Origin of the sequence: Antarctobacter albus, assembly GCF_900101505.1 — a bacterium.
GTDB lineage: Bacteria > Pseudomonadota > Alphaproteobacteria > Rhodobacterales > Rhodobacteraceae > Antarctobacter > Antarctobacter albus.
On the sequence record NZ_FMZI01000036.1, the window covers coordinates 1 to 1,011 of the forward strand.

At 64.5% G+C, this 1,011-nt stretch carries 1 protein-coding gene; it reads right to left on the reverse strand.

Features of this window, described 5'->3' with window-relative positions; all coding sequences use genetic code 11:
• Positions 1-57: 57 nt before the first annotated feature.
• Positions 58-1,011: elongation factor Tu (gene tuf, locus BLQ71_RS25645; RefSeq protein WP_074623764.1), on the reverse strand; the 954-nt coding region annotated here is incomplete at its 5' end.

Below are 1,011 nucleotides of genomic sequence, written 5' to 3' on the forward strand. Positions count from 1 at the left end.
AGGGCGCCCCGGTCGGGGCGCCCTTCCAATGCTTTCAGCCGAGTGGCGGCGGGCGCCTTACTCGATGATCTTGGACACGACGCCCGAACCGACGGTGCGGCCGCCTTCACGGATGGCGAAACGCAGGCCGTCTTCCATCGCGATCGGCGCGATCAGCTCGACGTTGAACTTCAGGTTGTCGCCCGGCATCACCATCTCGGTGCCCTCGGGCAGCTCAACCGTGCCGGTCACGTCCGTGGTCCGGAAGTAGAACTGCGGACGGTAGTTCTTGAAGAACGGCGTGTGACGGCCGCCTTCTTCCTTGGTCAGGATGTAGACCTCGCACTCGAACTTGGTGTGCGGCTTCACCGAACCCGGCTTGCAGAGAACCTGGCCACGCTCGACGCCTTCACGGTCGACGCCGCGCAGCAGCGCGCCGATGTTGTCGCCGGCTTCGCCGCGGTCCAGCAGCTTGCGGAACATTTCAACGCCCGTGCAGGTCGTCTTCGAGGTGTCGCGGATGCCCACGATCTCGATTTCGTCGCCGACGTTGATCACGCCACGCTCGACACGGCCGGTCACAACCGTACCACGACCCGAGATCGAGAACACGTCTTCGATCGGCATCAGGAAGGGCTGGTCGACGGCACGTTCCGGCTGCGGGATGTATTCATCCACGGCGGCCATCAGTTCCTTGATCTTCTCTTCGCCGATTTCCGGGTCACGGCCTTCGAGAGCGGCCAGCGCCGAACCTGCCACGATCGGAACATCGTCGCCCGGGAAGTCGTACTCGGACAGCAGTTCGCGGACTTCCATTTCCACGAGTTCCAGCAGCTCCTCGTCGTCCACCTGGTCGACCTTGTTCAGGAACACGACCATCGCCGGGATGCCGACCTGGCGGCCCAGCAGGATGTGCTCGCGCGTCTGCGGCATCGGGCCGTCAGCGGCGTTCACCACCAGGATCGCGCCGTCCATCTGCGCGGCACCGGTGATCATGTTCTTGACGTAGTCGGCGTGGCCGGGGCAGTCGAC